The organism is Streptomyces sp. PA03-5A, from assembly GCF_033792725.1.
GTDB lineage: Bacteria > Actinomycetota > Actinomycetes > Streptomycetales > Streptomycetaceae > Actinacidiphila.
In genome coordinates this window covers 1-15,146 of sequence record NZ_JARAVL010000046.1, presented here as the reverse complement: position 1 = coordinate 15,146, position 15,146 = coordinate 1, and the positions used below count along the sequence as shown (strand labels likewise).

14 protein-coding genes are annotated in these 15,146 nt (G+C 70.9%); 5 read left to right on the top strand and 9 right to left on the bottom strand.

Annotated elements, in window-relative coordinates; genetic code table 11:
* Window positions 1-207: 207 nt before the first annotated feature.
* Both PV410_RS38465 and PV410_RS38460 read right to left on the bottom strand, forming a co-directional pair.
* On the bottom strand, window positions 208-840 hold the full coding sequence (locus PV410_RS38465; RefSeq protein ID WP_500330932.1) for an HAD family hydrolase: 633 nt from the start codon (window positions 838-840) through the stop codon (window positions 208-210).
* Window positions 801-1,754: a LysR family transcriptional regulator gene (locus PV410_RS38460; RefSeq protein ID WP_500330930.1), complete on the bottom strand. Its 954-nt coding sequence runs from the start codon at window positions 1,752-1,754 to the stop codon at window positions 801-803. The genes PV410_RS38465 and PV410_RS38460 overlap by 40 nt, the downstream gene beginning before the upstream one ends.
* Window positions 1,755-1,838: 84 nt before the next feature.
* On the opposite strand from PV410_RS38460, the gene PV410_RS38455 reads away from it, so the two are divergent.
* Window positions 1,839-2,705: a GNAT family N-acetyltransferase gene (locus PV410_RS38455; protein WP_500330928.1), complete on the top strand. Its 867-nt coding sequence runs from the start codon at window positions 1,839-1,841 to the stop codon at window positions 2,703-2,705.
* A gap of 52 nt (window positions 2,706-2,757) precedes the next feature.
* On the opposite strand, the gene dnaB is transcribed toward PV410_RS38455, so the two are convergent.
* The gene (gene dnaB, locus PV410_RS38450; RefSeq protein ID WP_499512913.1) at window positions 2,758-4,233 is read right to left on the bottom strand and encodes a replicative DNA helicase; all 1,476 of its coding nucleotides are present in this window, start codon (window positions 4,231-4,233) and stop codon (window positions 2,758-2,760) included.
* A 437-nt stretch (window positions 4,234-4,670) separates the two neighbouring features.
* Between dnaB and PV410_RS38445 the strand changes: the two genes are divergently transcribed.
* Window positions 4,671-6,014, top strand: coding sequence for an MATE family efflux transporter (locus tag PV410_RS38445; protein WP_500330927.1), 1,344 nt, complete (start codon window positions 4,671-4,673; stop codon window positions 6,012-6,014).
* 104 nt (window positions 6,015-6,118) lie between these two features.
* Here PV410_RS38445 and rplI read toward each other — a convergent pair whose 3' ends face one another.
* The 4 genes from rplI to rpsF form a co-directional block, all read right to left on the bottom strand.
* Entirely contained in the window at window positions 6,119-6,568 is a 450-nt protein-coding gene (rplI, locus tag PV410_RS38440) for a 50S ribosomal protein L9 (RefSeq protein ID WP_089225418.1), read from the bottom strand.
* A 17-nt stretch (window positions 6,569-6,585) separates the two neighbouring features.
* Complete coding sequence (gene rpsR, locus PV410_RS38435; RefSeq protein ID WP_026250812.1) at window positions 6,586-6,822, bottom strand: 30S ribosomal protein S18; 237 nt, start codon at window positions 6,820-6,822, stop codon at window positions 6,586-6,588.
* A gap of 44 nt (window positions 6,823-6,866) precedes the next feature.
* Complete coding sequence (locus PV410_RS38430) at window positions 6,867-7,454, bottom strand: single-stranded DNA-binding protein (RefSeq protein WP_500330925.1); 588 nt, start codon at window positions 7,452-7,454, stop codon at window positions 6,867-6,869.
* A gap of 61 nt (window positions 7,455-7,515) precedes the next feature.
* A complete protein-coding gene (gene rpsF, locus PV410_RS38425; RefSeq protein WP_361791024.1) occupies window positions 7,516-7,806 on the bottom strand; it encodes a 30S ribosomal protein S6 in 291 nt (96 codons plus the stop codon).
* Between the two features lie 291 nt (window positions 7,807-8,097).
* Between rpsF and PV410_RS38420 the strand changes: the two genes are divergently transcribed.
* The 3 genes from PV410_RS38420 (at window position 8,098) to PV410_RS38410 (ending at window position 10,780) form a co-directional block, all read left to right on the top strand.
* The gene (locus PV410_RS38420) at window positions 8,098-8,433 is read left to right on the top strand and encodes a hypothetical protein (protein WP_499512910.1); all 336 of its coding nucleotides are present in this window, start codon (window positions 8,098-8,100) and stop codon (window positions 8,431-8,433) included.
* A gap of 142 nt (window positions 8,434-8,575) precedes the next feature.
* Complete coding sequence (locus PV410_RS38415; protein WP_500330923.1) at window positions 8,576-9,697, top strand: lipid II:glycine glycyltransferase FemX; 1,122 nt, start codon at window positions 8,576-8,578, stop codon at window positions 9,695-9,697.
* A gap of 51 nt (window positions 9,698-9,748) precedes the next feature.
* Window positions 9,749-10,780 (top strand): alanine racemase, encoded by a 1,032-nt coding sequence (locus PV410_RS38410; protein ID WP_499512908.1) that lies wholly within the window; start codon window positions 9,749-9,751, stop codon window positions 10,778-10,780.
* A gap of 22 nt (window positions 10,781-10,802) precedes the next feature.
* On the opposite strand, the gene PV410_RS38405 is transcribed toward PV410_RS38410, so the two are convergent.
* Both PV410_RS38405 and PV410_RS38400 read right to left on the bottom strand, forming a co-directional pair.
* Window positions 10,803-12,350, bottom strand: a complete 1,548-nt coding sequence (locus PV410_RS38405; protein WP_500330922.1) for a glycosyltransferase family 87 protein — start codon at window positions 12,348-12,350, stop codon at window positions 10,803-10,805.
* A 140-nt stretch (window positions 12,351-12,490) separates the two neighbouring features.
* Window positions 12,491-14,764 carry a transglycosylase domain-containing protein gene (locus PV410_RS38400; protein ID WP_500330921.1) on the bottom strand — a complete coding sequence of 758 codons (2,274 nt, stop codon included), beginning with the start codon at window positions 14,762-14,764 and terminating at the stop codon, window positions 12,491-12,493.
* Window positions 14,765-15,146: the final 382 nt, after the last annotated feature.

Here is a 15,146-nt window from a genome sequence, read left to right as displayed (position 1 = left end):
ACACATCCTGCGCGGAAAGCCTGCCAGGACTTCACGCCGTCCGGACAAATAGCCGGAAGTACGGGAAACGCGGTTACCGATCCCGTTAAGCTCGGCCGAATGTGAAGCCCCGCTGCCGCGGAACCCTGACGACCCTACCCCGAGTCACTGCTTTCACAACCGTCACTCAATTCCCGTGACGATCACCACAGTTCCACCGTCACGTATTCAGCCCACGACCAGCGCATACGCTTCACGCAAATCGCGCCCCGTGTACGCATGGCTGGCCAGCCCGCTCACGTGGTGGTCCCCGTTGACCGCGACCGACACCGGCACCGCCGCGAAGAGCGCCGTGTCCGACAGCGAGTCCCCGTACGCCACGCACTCCGCGCGGCTGACCCCGTACCGGGCGCACAGCTCGTCCGCCGCCGTCACCTTCGTCTCCGGCAGCAGGATCCCCGCCACGTCCAGGCCCGCCGCCGGGCCGAACGGGACCTCCGGGAAGGCCGACGCCCGGACCGCGTGCACCCCCCACTCCAGCAGCCGGCGCACGAAGAAGTCCGGGGAGAGCGACACCACCGCGCAGTGCTCCCCGCGGGCGGCGATGTCCGCCCACACCTCCCGTATCCCGGCCAGCCACGGGGCGCCCTCGAACGCCGCCGCCACCTGCGCCCGGGTGAGCGCCCGCCACAGCTCGTACGCCCGCTCCGCGTAGCCCGGCGGGTCCAGCAGACCCCGCCCGAGCGCGTGCTCCAGCTCGCGGAACTCCGCCACCAGCCCCAGCTCCCGGGCGAGTTCCATGCTCGCCGAGGAGCCGTGCATCAGCGTCCCGTCCATGTCGAAGATGTGCAGCCGTCCCACGCGGTCCCTCCCTCGTCACCCGCCGCCCGGCCGGTTCCCGGCGGCGTCCCTCCGAACAACCGGGCGGCGTCCTCCGCCGCCCCGCGGACCGCGGGCCTGCGGTCCGCCGCCCGCCAGGCCAGCGCGACCGTGCAGCGCACGTCCCCGGCCAGCGGCACGATCACCACGTTCGACCGCGCGTAGTGCTCGTCGGTCGCCGTGCTCGCCAGTGCGCAACCCCGCCCCGCCGCCACGAGTTCGAGCGTCTCCTCCAGCGACCCCGACGGCACCGTCCCGGCCACGTGGGCGACGCCCACGGCCGACGGGTGACGGAAGCCGGCGTAGGCCGCGTCCCCGGTCCGCGGCACCACCCAGGTCCTGCCGCCCAGTTCGGCGGGCGCGACCTCGGTCCTGCGGGCCAGCGGGTCCGTCGCGGGCAGCGCCACGCAACGCCGGTCGCTGGAGACGGTCACCATCCCCAGTCCCGGGGCGTCCAACGGGGGCCACACGATGGCCAGGTCGGAGTGTCCGTCCAGCAGCCCGCAGGAGGGGTCGTCGAAGTCGTAGCGCCGCAGCCGCACGTCGCCCGGGGCGCGGGCCTGGACCAGGTCCAGCAGCTCCCGGGTGCGGCCGGCCGCCGCCTCCCCCAGGAAGCCCACGGTGAACGGCCGGGACGCCCCGTCCAGCAGCCCCTCGAGTTCGTCCGCGGCGTCGACCGCCGCCACCGCGTGGGCCAGGATCCGTCGTCCCAGGTCGGTCAGTTCGGCCCGCTCGCGGTTCCGCACCAGCAACGGCCGCCCCGCGGCGGCCTCCAGCCGGCGCACCGACTCGCTCACCGTGGGCTGCCGTACGTCGAGTTGCCGCGCGGCCGCCGAGAACGAGCCCGTACGCGCCACCGCCACGAACGCCCGCAGGCCGGGCAAGGTCAGCGTCACTCCCGGAGGATAGCCAGGCCTCGGCCGATGCCCATAGGGGAAAACTATGGGTGCCGCCCGCCGCCGCCACGGCACGCTGCCCGCATGACATCCCCCACGGCCCCCGTGCGCCGCCTCACCCCCGCCGACCTCCCCGCCTGCAGCGCGCTGGCCGTCAGCCGCGACTGGGGCGCTGAGGAGCACAAGTGGCGCTTCCTGCTCACCCACGGCACCGGTTACGGCATCGACGCCCCCGACGGCGACGGCCTGGCCGCCACCACCGTCCTGACGCGCTACGCGGGCGGCCTGGCGGCGGTCAGCATGGTCCTGGTCGCGGCCCGGTACGAGGGGCAGGGCCTCGGGCGTCGGATCATGACCCACGTCCTGGCCGAGGCGGGCGACGACACCGTCACCCTGCACGCCACCGACCGCGGCCGCCCCCTCTACGAGAAGCTCGGCTTCCGGGCGGTCGGCACCGTCGTCACCCACCGCGGCCGCTTCGCCCCGCGGGTGCCCGCCGGGACCGGCGGTCCCGCCGCCGCGCAGCCGCGGCCCTTCACCGATGCCGACCTGCCGGCCCTGCTCGCCCTCGACGCCGAGGTGTTCGGCGCGGACCGCTCACCCCTCCTGCGCGACCTGCCGCGGTTCGCCGAACGCGTCCTGGTCGCCGAGGAGGACGGTGTCCTGACCGGTTACGCCTCGGCCTGGCTGAACGCGGACACCCTGGTCGTGGGTCCCGTCGTCACCGGGAGCGCGGCCGGGGCCAAGGGGCTGATCGGCGCGATCACCCGCGACGCGGGCACACCCGTCCGCCTCGACCTGCGCACCGGCACCCCCGGCGGTCTCGACGGCTGGGCCGCGGAGCACGGCGTGGCCCCCGTCTTCCCCAACACCCTCATGGTGCTCGGTGACCGTGATCTGCCCGGCGACGAACACCGCCGCCACGCACCGCTGATGGTGGCCCTGGGCTGAGCCGCCGTCCTGCCGCGCGGAGGTCGCACGGCGGATCCCGCCCGCGGACGGCTCAGGTCTGGGCCATGTCCACGAAGCGCGAGTAGTGGCCCTGGAAGGCCACGGTGATGGTGGCCGTGGGGCCGTTGCGGTGCTTGGCGACGATCAGGTCGGCCTCGCCCGCGCGCGGGGACTCCTTCTCGTAGGCGTCCTCGCGGTGCAGCAGGATCACCATGTCCGCATCCTGCTCGATGGAGCCCGATTCACGCAGGTCGCTGACCATGGGCTTCTTGTCCGTGCGCTGTTCGGGGCCACGGTTCAGCTGGGAGAGCGCGATGACCGGCACCTCGAGCTCCTTCGCCAGGAGCTTGAGGTTGCGGGACATGTCGGAGACCTCCTGCTGACGGCTCTCGGGCCGGCGCGAACCGCCCGCCTGCATCAGCTGGAGGTAGTCGATGACGACCAGACGGAGGTCGTTGCGCTGCTTGAGCCGACGGCACTTGGCCCGGATCTCCATCATCGACAGGTTCGGCGAGTCGTCGATGTAGAGAGGCGCCGCGGAGACGTCCGGCATCCGGCGGGCCAGCCGCGTCCAGTCGTCGTCGGTCATGTTGCCGGAGCGCATGTGGTGCAGGGCGACCCGGGCCTCGGCGGACAGCAGGCGCATCGCGATCTCGTTGCGGCCCATTTCGAGGGAGAAGAAGACGCTGGGCATGCCGTTGGTGACCGAGCAGGCGCGGGCGAAGTCCAGCGCGAGCGTGGACTTGCCCATCGCGGGACGGGCGGCGATGACGATCATCTGGCCCGGGTGCAGGCCGTTGGTGAGGGAGTCCAGGTCGGCGAAGCCGGTGGGCACCCCGGACATCTGGCCGCTGCGCGAGCCGATGGCCTCGATCTCGTCGAGGGCGCCCTCCATGATCTCGGAGAGCGGGAGGTAGTCCTCGCTGGTGCGCTGCTCGGTGACGGCGTAGATCTCGGCCTGCGCGGAGTTGACGATCTCGTCGACGTCGCCGTCGGCGGCGTACCCCATCTGCGTGATGCGCGTGCCCGCCTCGACGAGCCGGCGCAGGACCGCGCGCTCGTGCACGATCTCCGCGTAGTACTCGGCGTTGGCGGCGGTGGGCACCGCGTTGACGAGGCTGTGCAGGTAGGGGGCCCCGCCCACGCGCACGAGCTCACCGCGCTTGGTCAGCTCGGCGGCGACGGTGATGGGGTCGGCGGGCTCACCGCGGGCGTAGAGGTCGAGGATCGCGGCGTAGATGGTCTCGTGGGCGGGCCGGTAGAAGTCGGCGCCCTTCAGCACCTCGACGACGTCGGCGATGGCGTCCTTGGACAGCAGCATGCCGCCGAGCACCGACATCTCGGCGTCCAGGTCCTGCGGGGGTACGCGTTCGAAGCCGGCCGCTCCGCGGTCGTCGTCACGGTCGCGGTCGCGGTCCCGCTCGTCCCTCCGGCGGAAGCGGGAGACGGGCAGGCGGTCACCGGGACCGTCCGGCGGGAACGGCGGCTCGCTCCCCCAATGGTCGTCCGCGGGTTCGGGCTGGCTCACCCCCCTGCCACCTCCTCCCCTCCGGCGCGGACCGCTGCGTCGTGTTCCATTTCCTACGCCACGGCTCTGACAATCAGCCGCCCGGACACACCTGTGGCACGTCGGGCGACGCCCCACGGTAGGGGTCCGCGGGGCCCACAGCCAAGACGGTTATCCACAGGGGCTGGGGATGACCTGTTGAAGAACCGCCCCTACCTGTGGAGAAGCCCGCTCCAGCTGTGTACAGGGCGGGGGACAGTGCGGTGGACAAGCACACAATCACGCAATGATCACGTGGTTGACCTGCGCTTTCTTCATCCACCCACTGTGGACAAGAAAAACTTGCCCGCTCGGCCCAAGATCACGACAAACGGCACGGAGGAGATCACCCTGTGCAGCCGCAAGTAAGAGGCTGCATTGCCTTGCGTCCCTTACATGTGGATGATTACCCTTGCCGGGTGCCCCAGGTCGCCGAACACTCCCCCCAGCAGGCCGTACGCCGCCACGACCGCGAGATCATAGGCCTCGCGCTGCCCGCCTTCGGCGCGCTGGTCGCCGAACCGCTCTTCCTCATGGCCGACAGCGCGATCGTGGGCCACCTCGGCACGTCGCAGCTCGCCGGGCTCGGTGTCGCGGGCGCCCTGCTGACCACCCTCGTCGGCGTCTTCGTCTTCCTCGCCTACGCCACCACCGCCGCCGTCGCCCGCCGGGTCGGCGCGGGCGACCTGCCCGCGGCGATCCGCCAGGGCATGGACGGCATCTGGCTCGCCCTCCTCATCAGCGCCGCCGCGGTCGCCGTCGCCGTCCCCGCGGCACCCGCCCTCGCCGACCTGTTCGGCGCCTCGGGAACCGCGGCGCCCTACGCCGTCACCTACCTGCGGATCAGCGCCCTCGGCATCCCCGCGATGCTCGTCGTCCTCGCGGCCACCGGTGTGCTGCGCGGGCTGCAGGACACCCGTACCCCGCTCTACGTCGCCGTCGGCGGCTTCGCCGTGAACGCCGTGCTCAACGTGGTGCTGGTGTACGGCGCCGGCCTCGGCATCGCCGGCTCCGCCTGGGGCACCGTCATCGCCCAGAACGCGATGGCGGCCGTCTACCTCGCCGTCGTGGTCCGCGGCGCCCGCCGGCACGGCGCCTCGCTCCGGCCCGACCTCGCCGGCATCCGCGCCTGCGCCCAGGCCGGGACGCCCCTGCTGATCCGCACCCTGAGCCTGCGGGCCGTCCTGCTGCTCGCCACCGTGGTCGCGGCCCGGCTCGGGGACGCCTCCGTCGCCGCCCACCAGATCACCACCACCCTCTGGTCGCTGGCGGCCTTCGCCCTGGACTCCATCGCCATCGCGGGTCAGGCCATCATCGGCCGCTACCTCGGCGCCGACGACGTGGCCGGGGCCCGGGCCGCGTGCCGCCGCATGGTGCAGTGGGGCATCGCCTCCGGCATGGTGATCGGCCTGCTCCTGGCCGTCTCCCGGCCGCTGATCGCCCCGCTGTTCACCCCGGACCCGGCCGTGCGCTCCCAGTTGACGACCGTCCTGCTGGTGGCGGCGCTCTCCCAGCCGGTCTGCGGCGTGGTCTTCGTGCTGGACGGGGTCCTCATCGGCGCCGGCGACGGCACCTACCTGGCCTGGGCGACGGTCGTCACCCTCGCCGTCTTCGCCCCGGTGGCGCTGGCCGTACCGGCCCTGGGCGGGGGACTCACCGCCCTGTGGTGGGCGATGGGGCTGATGATGCTCACCCGGCTGGCCGGCCTCCACTGGCGCGCCCGCTCGGGGAAGTGGGCCGTCACCGGCGCCGTACGCGCCTGACCCGCAGGTCATCCCGCACGCCTTCCGCACGGCTCCCGTACGTGAACGACGCCGGGCCCGGAACCTCGCGGTTCCGGGCCCGGCGTTCACGCGGTGCGCGAGTGTCAGGAAGCGACGACCTCGACGTCGAGAGCGGCCTCGACCTCGGGGTGCAGACGCACCGACACCTTGTGCGAGCCCAGCGTCTTGATCGGGGAACCGATCTCGATCCGGCGCTTGTCCACGTCCGGACCGCCCGCGGCCTTGACGGCGGCGGCGATGTCGGCCGGGGTCACCGAACCGAACAGCCGGCCGGCGTCGCCCGCGCGGGTCGACAGCTTGACCTTGACGCCCTCGAGCTGCGCCTTGAAGGAGTTGGCCTGCTCGACGGTCGCGATCTCACGGATCCGGCGCGCGCGGCGGATCTGCTCGACGTCCTTCTCGCCACCCTTGGTCCACGCGATCGCGAAGCCGCGCGGGATCAGGTAGTTGCGGGCGTAGCCGCTCTTGACCTCGACGACATCGCCGGCGGCACCGAGGCCACTGACCTCGTTGGTGAGGATGATCTTCGCCATTGCTCGGTCACCCTTCCTTAGCGAGCGGTCGAGGTGTAGGGCAGCAGCGCCATCTCACGGCTGTTCTTCACGGCCGTGGCGACGTCGCGCTGGTGCTGGGTGCAGTTGCCGGTGACCCGGCGGGCACGGATCTTGCCGCGGTCGGAGATGAACTTCCGCAGCAGGTTCGTGTCCTTGTAGTCGACGTAGGTGATCTTGTCCTTGCAGAACACGCAAACCTTCTTCTTAGGCTTGCGAGCAGGCGGCTTCGCCATTGTCTCTCTCCAGTGTGATCAAGAAGTTTGGTACGCCGCCGCCCTTAGAAGGGCGGCTCGTCCGAGAAACCGCCGCCGCCGCCGGAGCCACCGCCCCAGCCGCCGCCACCGCCGCCCTGGCCACCACCGGCCGGAGCGCCGGTCGCCCACGGATCGGCGTCGGGCGCACCGCCCTGGCCGCCACCGGGGCCACCGCCCCAGCCGCCGCCCTGGCCGCCACCGCCGCCGCCGTAACCGCCCTGGCCGCCGCGCGAGGCACCGCCGCCGCCGCTGGCCCGGGTGATCTTGGCGGTCGCGCTGCGCAGGCTGGCGCCGACCTCGTCGACGTCCAGCTCGTAGACCGTCCGCTTGACGCCCTCGCGGTCGTCGTACGAGCGCTGCTTCAGACGGCCCTGCACGATGACGCGCATGCCCTTCTGGAGCGACTCGGCCACGTTCTCCGCCGCCTGCCGCCAGACCGAGCACGTGAGGAAGAGGCTCTCGCCGTCCTTCCACTCGTTGGTCTGCCGGTCGAAGGTGCGGGGAGTGGACGCGACACGGAACTTCGCGACCGCCGCACCGGACGGGGTGAAGCGCAGCTCGGGGTCGTCGACGAGATTGCCGACGACCGTGATGACGGTCTCGCCTGCCATGGTGAGTGACCTCTCGGCTTTGCTTGGCTTCTCGGTTTCCCGACTGCCTGAGCCGTCAGGCTCAGTGGGTCTCGGGACGGAGGACCTTGGTCCGGAGGACCGACTCGTTCAGGTTCATCTGACGGTCGAGCTCCTTGACGACCTCAGGAGTGGCGTTGAGGTCGATGACCGAGTAGATGCCCTCGGGCTTCTTCTTGATCTCGTACGAAAGACGACGACGGCCCCAGGTGTCGACCTTCTCGACCTTGCCGCCGCCATTGCGGACGACGCCGAGGAAGTTCTCGATCAGCGGGGAGACAGCACGCTCCTCGAGATCGGGGTCGAGGATCACCATCACCTCGTAGTGACGCATGTGGAACCCACCTCCTTTGGACTCAGCGGCCACGGCGTTTCCGTGGCAGGAGGGTTTGCATCGCGTCGCAACGGTATCGCGGCCCACCGACAACGCCCGCGGCGTTCCGGGGATCACTCCCCGAAGGCCCTTCGGGACCGTCGTGTGGACCTGCACAGACACCGGTGCAGACGGTACACACTACCCGCCTCGTGGCTTCCGGTTGAAATCCGGCCCCGGAAGCCCGCAATCTGTACACATCGGGTGTGTCCGGCGCTACGATGCGCCACCTCTCCATCACGGAGGTGCCCTATGGCACAGGCAGTGCGACCCACCACCGGCAGCCGTCTCTACCAGCGGATCCTCAGCACCCTCAACTCGGACGGCCGACCCCACCCGGTGGAGAACACCCTGGCCGTCGCGACCGTCGTGCTCGGCCTGATCTCCTCCATCGCGGCGTTCTGGAGCGGGCTGCACCTGCTCAGCTCCTGGGCCGGCCTGGTCGGCATCCTCGTGGGCGCCGTCGGGCAGTACCGCTCCGCGACCACGGCCGAGCGCTTCTTCTTCATCATCGGCATGGGGCTGGCCGCGGTCGGCTTCTACATCGGCATGGCCCACGGCGGCCTCTTCGGCGGGGTGGTGTCCTAGCCCTCCGTTCCCGGCCCCCGCCGGGCGAAGCCGCGGACCGAGTTGTCCACAGCCCTCGCGGGGGCGTTCGCCGTTCGCAGTAGGCTTCGGCGCAGTAGTGCAGTCAGCAATGCCGTAGCCGCAGCGATGGGGAGCGCCCCGCATGAGCTTGACCCTGAGGACCATCAGTCGGGAACAGCACCTGGCGTACATCCAGAGCCTGCCCTCGGCAAGCCACTGCCAGGTTCCCGCCTGGGCGGACGTCAAGACGGAGTGGCGCTCGGAGAACCTCGGCTGGTTCGACGACAAGACCGGTGAGCTGGTCGGCGCCGGCCTGGTGCTCTACCGGCAACTGCCCAAGGTGAAGCGCTACCTCGCGTACCTCCCCGAGGGCCCGGTGATCAACTGGTACGCGCCCAACCTGGAGGAGTGGCTGCGCCCGATGCTGGCGCACCTGAAGCAGCAGGGCGCGTTCTCCGTGAAGATGGGCCCGCCGGTCGTCATCCGCCGCTGGGACGCGGCCGCCATCAAGTCCGGCATCGCCGACCCGGACGTCAAGCGCCTGCGCGACGTCGAGGCCACCTTCATCGAGCCCCGCGCCTTCGAGGTGGCCGACCGGCTGCGCCGCATGGGCTGGCAGCAGGGCGAGGACGGCGGCGCCGGCTTCGGCGACGTGCAGCCCCGCTACGTCTTCCAGGTCCCGCTGGAGAACCGCAGCCTGGACGACGTCCAGAAGGGCTTCAACCAGCTGTGGCGGCGCAACATCAAGAAGGCCGAGAAGGCCGGCGTCGAGGTCGTCCAGGGCAGCTACGACGACCTCCCCGTGTGGCAGCAGCTGTACGAGGTGACCGCCGAGCGCGACCACTTCCGCCCGCGGCCCCTGTCCTACTTCCAGCGCATGTGGCAGGTCCTCAACTCCGAGGACCCCAACCGCATGCGGCTGTACTTCGCCCAGCACGAGGGCGAGGCGGTCGCCGCCGCGACGATGCTCGTCGTCGGCCGGCACGTCTGGTACTCGTACGGGGCCTCGGCCAACCACAAGCGCGAGGTCCGGCCGAGCAACGCCATGCAGTGGCGGATGCTGCGGGATGCCTACGCGCTCGGCGCGAGCGTGTACGACCTGCGCGGCATCAGCGACTCGCTCGACGAGAGCGACCACCTCTTCGGTCTCATCCAGTTCAAGGTGGGCACCGGCGGGCAGGCTGCCGAATACTTGGGCGAGTGGGACTTCCCGCTCAACAAGCTCCTGCACAAGGCGCTCGACATCTACATGTCCCGCCGCTGACCCACCTGCCCGACCGACCGCAGACACCGCAGAAAGGTCCTCGTTCCGGCCATGGCGCTCACCCTGTACGTCGACACCGCGCGCTGGCGTGCGCACCAGCAGTCCGTGGCGGAGCAGTTCCCCGGGCTGGTCCCCGTCTGCAAGGGCAACGGGTACGGCTTCGGGCACGAGCGCCTGGCCGAGGAGGCGATCCGGCTCGGCTCGGACGTCCTCGCCGTGGGCACGACGTACGAGGCCGCCCGGATCAAGGACTGGTTCGGGGGCGACCTGCTGGTGCTGACCCCGTACCGGCTGGGCGAGGAGCCGGTGCCCCTGCCGGACCGCGCCATCCGCTCCGTGTCCTCCGTGGAGGGCGTGCGCGGCCTGGTCGGCGCCCGGGTGGTCATCGAGGTCATGAGCAGCATGCGGCGCCACGGCGTCAGCGAGGACGACCTGGTCAAGCTGCACTCGGCCATAGACGACGTCCGCCTGGAGGGCTTCGCCATCCACCTGCCGCTGGACCGCACCGACGGCTCCGACGCGGTGGAGGAGGTCTTCCGTTGGATGGAACGGCTGCGCGCGGCGCGGCTGCCGCTGCACACCATGTTCGTCAGCCACCTGAAGGCCGGCGAGCTGACCCAGCTGCGCAACCAGTTCCCGCAGACCCGCTTCCGCGCCCGGATCGGCACCCGGCTGTGGCTCGGCGACCACGAGGCCACCGAGTACCGGGGCGCCGTCCTGGACGTCACCCGCATCGCCAAGGGCGAGCGCTTCGGCTACCGCCAGAACAAGGCCTCCGAGGACGGCCACCTGGTCGTCGTGGCGGGCGGTACGTCGCACGGGGTGGGCCTGGAGGCCCCCAAGGCCATGCACGGCGTCATGCCGCGCGCCAAGGGCGTCGCGAGGGCCGGTCTGGCCACCATCAACCGCAACCTGTCGCCCTTCGTGTGGGCCGGCAAGCAGCGCTGGTTCGCCGAGCCCCCGCACATGCAGGTGTCGATCCTCTTCCTGCCGGGCGACGTGGCGCCCCCGGCGGTCGGGGACGAGCTGGTGGCGCACCTGCGGCACACGACGACCACGTTCGACCGCGTCGTCGACCGCTGAACGCCCCGGGCGTCCCCTCCCCTCAGTGGGGCGGGGCCGGCGGCGCCGGGTCCACGCCCCACTGCACCGGGCGCGCCTCGCCGTAGCCGTGACCGTCCTCGGGCCCGCCCTGCAGCGGCGCCGCGTGCCGGGGCTGGTGCGGGGACCGCCCCAGCACGAACGCGTCCTCCGCCCCGTCCAGCACGCCCCCCGAGGGGTCGTCCGAGCCGTCCTGGCGGACCGCGTCGCGCTCGGGGAAGACGATGTCGCGGACGACGACCACGCACAGGTACAGCGTCCCGATCAGGTGCGCCGCGATGGCCAGGTGGTAGCCGTCCTGGGGCAGGCCCTTGCTGTTGCCGCCCGTCGTGTACGCCAGGTACGACCAGATCCCGAGGAAGTACATGACCTCGGCCGCCTGCCAGATCAGGAAGTCCCGCCAGCGCGGCCGGGCGAGCGCCGCGAGGGGCACCAGCCACAGCACGTACTGCGGCGAGTACACCTTGTTGGTCAGGATGAAGGCGGCCACGACGAGGAAGGCCAGCTGCGCGAAGCGCGGGCGCCGCGGGGCGAAGAGGGTCAGCCCCGCCATGCCGGCGCAGAACAGCAGCATGAGCGCGATGGCGTAGGAGTTCGCGCCGTCGATGGACTTGCCGGTCTGCTGGGAGATGATCAGCCAGACCGAGCCGTAGTCGACGCCCCGCTCCTGGCTGAAGGTGTAGAACTTCGCCCAGCCGTCCCGGGCGAGCAGCATCACGGGAAGGTTCACCACGAACCAGGCCACCGCGGCACCGCCCACCGCCGCGCTCCAGGCCTTCAGCTTCCCGGCCCGCAGGCACAACAGGAACAACGGCCCCAGCAGCAGCACCGGGTAGAGCTTGGCGGCCGTCGCCAGCCCGATCAGGATGCCCGCGGCCAGCGGCCGGTTGCGCGACCACAGCATCATCCCGGCCGCCGCGAGGGCGACCGCGAAAAGGTCCCAGTTGATGGTCGCGGTCAGCGCGAACGCGGGCGCCAGCGCGACCAACAGCGCGTCCCACGGGCGGCGCCGGTTGGTCCGGGCGACGCAGACCGCGATGACGGCGGTGCAGACCAGCAGCATCCCGGCGTTGACCAGCCAGTAGATCTGCTCCCGGTGCTGGATCGTGCCGCCGTGCGGGGTGAGCCAGGAGGCGACCTCCATGAACAGCCCCGTCAGGACCGGGTACTCCAGGTAACCCATGCCGCCGGAGACCGTGTCCGGGATGCGGTCGAAGTACGGGACGAGGTCGTCGGCGAAGCCCCGGCCGTAGTACAGGTGCGGGATGTCGGAGTAGCAGGCGTGGCTGTACTGGGCGTTCGCCCCGTAGAACCAGCCGCTGTCGTAGCACGGCAGCTTCTGCACCATGCCCAGCGCGAACATCCCGATCGCGACCAGCACGACCACGCGCAGGGGGTTCCACCACCCCCGCCGCCCCACGGCCGCGAAGCGGCCGAGCGGGCCGCCGATGACCTCGCTCCCGGCCACGGCGACCGGGTCCTCGCGGGTCGGGGGCACGACCGCCTCGGCCTCCGAGGCCTCGTGGTGGGGGTCTTCGCGCACGATCGTCATGGGCCACATCCTGCCCTACATCGCCACGCGCGGAGCGTCGGATCCCCACGCAGCCCTCCACCCGGCGGGAACGCCCGCGGCCGCGGAGGGCGTGCTGCCCTCCGCGGCCGCGGGTTCACTCTCGACGGGACCCGGGGCGGTTAACCGCCACTGCCTCCGAGTAGCCCACCGTTGCCGTTGCCTCCATTGCCTCTCGTACTGCTGGAGGACACGGTCGGTGTCGGTGAGCCGCTCGACCCGCCGTCTGTGGTGCCACCGTCGGTGGTCCCACCGGCGTCCTGGCACTGCCACTGCCAGGGCTTGCAGTCACTGGTGTCCGTCGGGGTCGGCTTGCCCTGCGGCCGCGTGGCGGTCGGGGTCGGGTTCGTGGTCGCCGACTCGGTCGGGCTGGCCGAGACCGAGGGGCTCGCCGACGGGGCGCCGGCCTGGTCCTTGACCTCGCCGACCTTCCCGGGGTCCGGGAAGCCTTCGTCCTTCCCCGAGAGCGCCTCGCTCATGTACTTCGCCCAGACCTCCGCCGGCATCTCACCACCGTGCGCGGAGTCCTTCCCCGCGGTGCCCGCCATGCCGATCAGACCGGGCTTCTTGGGGTTCTCCCGGAACAGGACCACCGAGGTCGACAGCTGCTTGGTGTACCCGACGAACCAGGCGGACCTGGTTCCCTTCTCGCTGTCCGTGGTACCCGTCTTGCCCGCCACCGTGCGGCCGACCGCCAGGGCCTTCTGACCGGTGCCGTTCTTGACCACGTTCTGCAGCACGTCGGTGACGTTGTTGGCGACGTTGCTGTCGATCGCGTCCCGCTTGATCTTCGGCTTGCCGAAGCCCGGCAGGACCTTGCCGCCCGCGACCACCTTGGTGACGGAGTAGGGCTCGGCCTGCGTGCCCGACGAGGCGAACGTCGCGTAGGCGTCGGCCATGCGGATGGCGGACGGCTTGGACGTACCGATCGAGAACGAGGCGTTCAGGGACTCGAAGCTCGAATCCAGCACACCCGCGTTCTTCGCCATCTCGGCCACCTTGGGCAGTCCGACGTCCTCGCCGAGCTGCACGAAGGGGGTGTTGATGGACTGCTCCATCGCCTTGCGCAGCGTGATGTAGCCCCAGGGGTACCCGCTCTCGTTCTTCTGCTTGAAGACGCTGCCGTCCTTCTTCAGGACCCAGTTGCCTTCATGGTCCTTGATCTTGAGCAGGTCGTTGCCGTTGTACTTGCTCTGCGGCGACAGCCCGACGCCGTTGGTCTGGTTGGTGCCGTACTGCATCGCCGCGGCCAGGACGAACGGCTTCCAGGTGGAGCCGACGGGGACACCCGTGGTGTTGGCGTTGTTGTTGAACTGGCCGTGCTCGTAGCCCTCGCCGCCGTAGATGGCGACGATCTTGCCGTCACCCGGTACCACGGACGCCGCGCCGAACTGGACGTACTTGTCGGCGTCGCGCTTCTTCGGGTTGATGTTGTCCTTGCGGACCTTGTCGACGGCCTTCTTGAGCGACTCGACCTTCTTCTGGTCGAAGGTCGTGTGGATCTCGTAACCGCCCTTGTCCAGCTGGCTCTGGCTGATGTCCGAGTGACTCAGCACGTAGCTCTTGGCGATGTCGACCAGGTAGCTGATCTGACCGCTCATGCCGGCGGTCGCCTTGAGGCCCTGCGGCATCGGGTACTTGCTGACGGCCTCGGTGTACTCATCCTTGTTGAGCTTGCCGTCCTTGTACATCTCGCCGAGGATCCACTTCCAGCGTTCCTCGGAGCGGACCCGGTTCGCCTTCGCCGTCGCGGTGCTGTCGATGTTCGTGGCACCGGCCGGGTCGTAGTACGTCGGACCCTTGAGCAGCGCGGCGAGGAAGGCGCACTGGCTCGGGGTGAGCTTGTCGGCGTCGACGCCGTAGTAGGTCTGCGCGGCCGCCTGGATGCCGTAGGCGCTCCGCCCGTAGTACGAGGTGTTCAGGTAGCCCTGCAGGATGTCGGGCTTCTCGAGCTTCGTCCCCACCTTTATGGAGATGAAGAGCTCCTTGAACTTGCGGCTGACCGTCTGGTCCTGGCTCAGGTAGGTGTTCTTGACGTACTGCTGGGTGATCGTCGAACCGCCCTGCGCGTCACCGCCCTTCGCCATGTTGAACAGGGCCCGGCCGACGCCCATGGGGTCCACGCCGGAGTCTTCGTAGAAGCTCTTGTTCTCCGCGGAGATCACCGCGTTCTGCATGGCCTTGGGGATGTCGGAGAGCGTCACGTTCTGCCGGTTGGCACCGGTGCCGGTCGCCACCATGCGGCTGCCGTTGGCCCAGTAGAAGACGTTGTTCTGCGACTTGGCGGCGTCGTTCTCGTTGGGGATGCCCACCATCGCGTAGCCCACGCCCGCGACCGCGACCAGGCTGCCGAAGAAGAACAGGCACAGCCCGGAGGCGAGCTTCCAGGACGGCATCCAGCGGCGCCATCCGTCCTTCCCCCAACGGGGGTAATCGATGATGCGCTTCTTCGGGGGCTGGCCCCCACCGCGGCCGCCCTGCGCGTCCGTGGCGCCACGGCGGCGGCCGCCCTTCTGCGTGGCCTGGGCGGCACGGCGCGCGGCTGCCCGCCCCTGGTACGGCGGCTCGGCCCCGCGGGACCGGCCCCCCGTACCCGCGCGGCCCCCCGCGCCAGCACCCGCACCCTGACGGGGGGGTTGTCCCATGCCCTGGCGCGGGCCGTGGCCCTGCCCCGAACCGGTTCCGTGCGTGCCGTACGGCTGCGGCGTGGGCGGCCCAGCGGCCCGCCGGCCGCCTGGCGGCGGGGGCGGCTGCTGCGCGCCGCGCCGGGCGGGGTGC